Genomic DNA, 3965 nt, shown 5'->3' with positions numbered 1-3965 from the left:
CCGTAACTGAAATCAGCGTAGTTGCTCACCGAGTGATCGATCAGGCCCATGATGGCAGGCGTTGCAGGCGTTGCGTCAACGGCCGTCGCCATCAAACTCATGACGGAAGGCGTTGCAGCCGGCGCATCCACAGTCATCTGCAGGAACAGCGGAACGCTCGTGCCCGATGCGTTCGTCTCCGTGATGCTCAGGTTATGCACGCCGTTGGACAACGTAGGCAGGTCCCACTTCGTGTTGGCTTGCGTCACCACCATCGTTCCGACCAACTGGCCGTTGTCGAACAGGTTCAGCGTGTCGCCAACCGTTGCGCTCAGCACGAGCGACGGATGAGCATCATGCGTCACCTGTGCAATGTCCGCTTCAGCATAATTGCTCACCGAATGATCGACCAAGCCGAGGTATGCCGGTGCGGCCGGACCTGCTGCTACTGTGAAGTTGATGCTCGCCTGTGCGCTGTTGTTGCCCGCTGCGTCGGTGGCCATCAGCGTGAGCTCATGCGCGCCGTTGAACAGGACTGACGGAACGGTCCAGTTCGTGTTCGTCTTGGTGGCAACCATGGTACCGATCAGCGCACCGTTGTCGTACATGCTGTAGGTGGCGCCAGGAATGGTCGTGAAGACGATGCCGGGTGCATCGTCGTGCAAGGTCGAACCGTAACTGAAATCAGCGTAGTTGCTCACCGAGTGATCGATCAGGCCCATGATGGACGGTGTTGCAGGCGCGACATCATTTGTAGACATATTTTTTTACCTCTTAAAGTTAATTCACAAACCGGGACATACAAATCAAATATCCGGTGAAATTTTTCCTACGATTTCGTAAGCCGATCCAATAGGCGGTTTCCGAAACAGAGTGATTGTGTCGATTTGCGATTCAATTAAATACAAGAAGAATCCGAATCTTTGGAAAATCGGTCTGTTTCCATAATGCCATTTTGGCAAATCGGATTTCAAAAACCAAACAATCCTAATATCCAATCGGTTGATAGCACCGTCAAAATCGATTGACCAGCACCGCGGCCTTCGCTCTTGTATGTGAGGATAATAATGAGATAGCCCGATTTCCCATATTCCGGCACACACTGATTTAAATCGACAAAGGATATAACCTGAAATAAAGTGCATTTGGCTGTCCTAAACAAAGCCCCCAGATCGCGTGAAAAGTAAAAAACTTTATATGGAGTCCGAGCCACCCGGCGTAGATGACCGCGTGTCTCGATATTATCGTTACCACATATGGTCCCGGCGACACAAATATCAACGAATTCGACACTGTGTCGCCATTGTCGTCGCTGCCGGGCCAAGCACCTCTCAGGAGAATGGCGGCGTTATCTCGATTAAGTGACTTCCTCAACACCGGCGCAGCAATATCTCAATATAAACCACTGCTAATTTACATAAATCAAGCAAGATGAGAGGAGCGGTAAAATGAGCCATGAAATTCGGGGTATCAAGCAAAATTCTTTTGTTCCAGATCTTAAGAAGACAGCACAAATACCCCAACAGTCACCAAGCCGGAGACGCTGGCTGATCGCATTGTTATTATTTGTCACAGTAGTAATCAACTATCTGGATCGCAGCAATCTGTCGATCGTGGCGCCCGAACTGATGCGCGAGCTTTCCATCAGTCCCGTTCAGGCAGGCTGGATCTTCTCCGCGTTTGGCTGGACCTATGCCGCCATGCAGATACCCGGTGGCTGGCTGGTCGACCGTGTACGCCCGCGCTATCTGTATGCACTCGCGCTCGCCTCGTGGTCGCTGGCAACGGTGAGCATGGGGTTTGTCGGCAGTTTTGCCGCAATGTTCGGATTGCGACTCATGGTGGGTGCATTGGAAGCCCCGGCCTATCCCATCAACAGCCGCGTCGTCACAACCTGGTTCCCCGAAAACGAACGCGCCTCGGCAATCGGAATTTACACGTCGGGCCAGTTTGTCGGCCTGGCCTTCCTCACGCCCGTGCTGGCCTGGCTACAACATCGGTACGGCTGGCACGCGGTCTTCATCGGCACCGGTCTGGCCGGCATCGTATGGGCCGTAGTCTGGTATGCGGTGTATCGGGAACCAAGGCAGTTCAAAGGCGTGAATCCGGCTGAGATCGAACTGATCAGCGAAGGCGGCGGTCTGGTCGATCTTGGACAAAAGAATGCAACGCAAGCGCCTGGATTCAGCCGGGCTGCGCTTCGAGTCGTATTGAGCAAGCGCAAGCTGTGGGGCATTTACCTCGGCCAGTACGCCGTCAGTTCCACGCTGTGGTTCTTCCTCACCTGGTTTCCGACGTATCTGGTGAAGTATCGCGGCATGGACTTTATCAAGTCCGGTTTCCTGACCTCGCTACCATTTCTTGCCGCTTTTTGTGGCGTCATCAGTGCAGGTCTGTTCTCCGACTGGCTGATCCGCAAAGGCGCCAGCGTCGGCTTCGCCCGCAAATTTCCAATCATCTCCGGGCTGCTGATATCGACCAGCATCATTGGCGCCAACTTCACCGACTCCACCGAATGGGTGATTTTCTTCATGGCCGTCGCGTTTTTCGGAAACGGCTTTGCATCCATCACATGGTCACTGGTTACGTCGCTGGCCCCTGAAAAAATGCTGGGCCTCACTGGCGGGGTCTTCAATTTCATCGGCAATCTCGCCGCTATCTCAACGCCTCTTGCCATCGGCTATCTGGCCAACGGCAGCAACTTCGCGCCGGCCATCACGTACGTGGCATGCGTGGCATTGCTGGGCGCGCTGTCGTACGTCTTTCTGGTCGGCAAAGTGGAACGGATCAAAGCGTAACGGGACCTCATTCACCGAGGCAAGATGTTGCACGCAGGGTATGGAAAATGAAGATATTCTCGATAACAAGCGCTGCATTTGCAGTGATAGCCGGAGCGGCGCAAGCGCAATCGAGCGTCCAGCTTTATGGCGCTCTGGATATAGGCGTTGACTACGCGAATCATTCAGGTATCCAGAATAGCAGCGTGGTCCGTGTTGATTCGGGCACGCTCTACGGCAACCGATGGGGCATACGAGGAAGCGAGGATCTGGGCGACGGGCTCAAGGCTATATTCACAGCCGAGAGCGGCTTCGCCCTTAACAATGGAGCGAGCACGCAGGGCGGCCTGTTGTTCGGCCGACAGGTCTTTGTCGGCTTGCAGAACCGGTTAGGAAAACTGACGATAGGACGTCAATACACACTCGATGTAGATCTCGCTCCGTACCATGCCAATGTCGCCGCCCGAGCCAACAACTACACAGGTCTCTCCCATTGGGTGGATCGCCTGGCCGATCGCGTCAATAATGCCGTCAAATACCAGACTCCGAACCTGAACGGATTTACCTTCGCCGGTCAATATGGTTTCGGTGGAATCGCCGGCAATGACGCGGCCTTTCGCGTCTTCAACGCCGGGGGCAATTACAGCAACGGACCGGTCGGTTTGGGGGCGACTTATCTACGTATCAACGATGCCAACGGCAACCGACTGACCGGAGTCGCCGTAGTGGACGGGCAATATGTTCTCGGTCCTGCAACGGTGCATCTGGCCTATACAGACACGCGAGGCACGGCAGCCAACACGCTGTGTTTTTCCACCTGCGCAGCCAGACCGAACCAGGTCGTGCGCACCTTCGAGGTCGGGCTCGACTATCAGGCAACGCCAGCGGCCAGGTTCTATACGGGCGGCGCGTACACGCGATTGAACCAAGACCTGACCGGAAACGCCTTCCAGTTCAACCTGTCCGGATTCTATGCGCTTTCGAAGCGTACCGAAATGTACGCGCTGGCGGGATACACCAGGACCACCGGTCTTGGCGGTTTTTCGCGCGTCATGGTGGGCGCGCCCGACTTGGGGGCAACCGCTTTTGCTTCCAACGCACAAGGCACGCCCGATAACGGCAGCCAACTGGGTTTGCGGATCGGCATGATTCACAAGTTCTAGTGCGTCTGCCCTGCCCCATCCCCGTGATTGGTGGGACACGCAAAAA

Annotated in this window: 3 protein-coding genes; 2 read left to right on the top strand and 1 reads right to left on the bottom strand. The window is 55.0% G+C overall.

The window, feature by feature from the left end; genetic code table 11:
* A partial coding sequence (locus ACFFAR_RS26985; RefSeq protein ID WP_375508800.1) for an Ig-like domain-containing protein occupies nt 1–740 on the bottom strand: 740 nt, incomplete at its 3' end.
* Nucleotides 741–1427: 687 nt separating this feature from the next.
* Between ACFFAR_RS26985 and ACFFAR_RS26980 the strand changes: the two genes are divergently transcribed.
* Together ACFFAR_RS26980 and ACFFAR_RS26975 are read left to right on the top strand one after the other, a co-directional pair.
* Complete coding sequence (locus ACFFAR_RS26980) at nt 1428–2777, top strand: MFS transporter (protein WP_375508799.1); 1350 nt, start codon at nt 1428–1430, stop codon at nt 2775–2777.
* Complete coding sequence (locus ACFFAR_RS26975) at nt 2708–3919, top strand: porin (protein ID WP_375508798.1); 1212 nt, start codon at nt 2708–2710, stop codon at nt 3917–3919. Before ACFFAR_RS26980 ends, ACFFAR_RS26975 begins: the two co-directional genes overlap by 70 nt.
* The last annotated feature ends 46 nt before the right edge of the window (nt 3920–3965 follow it).

This window comes from uncultured Caballeronia sp., from assembly GCF_964243625.1.
In the GTDB taxonomy this organism is placed as follows: Bacteria; Pseudomonadota; Gammaproteobacteria; order Burkholderiales; family Burkholderiaceae; genus Caballeronia.
This window is presented reverse-complemented; position numbering and strand designations above follow the sequence as displayed.

Coding starts and splice junctions, on each gene's coding strand:
- ACFFAR_RS26980 (WP_375508799.1), top strand. CDS start 1,428: ATGAGCCATGAAATTCGGGGTATCAAGCAAAATTCTTTTGTTCCAGAT.
- ACFFAR_RS26975 (WP_375508798.1), top strand. CDS start 2,708: ATGCGTGGCATTGCTGGGCGCGCTGTCGTACGTCTTTCTGGTCGGCAA.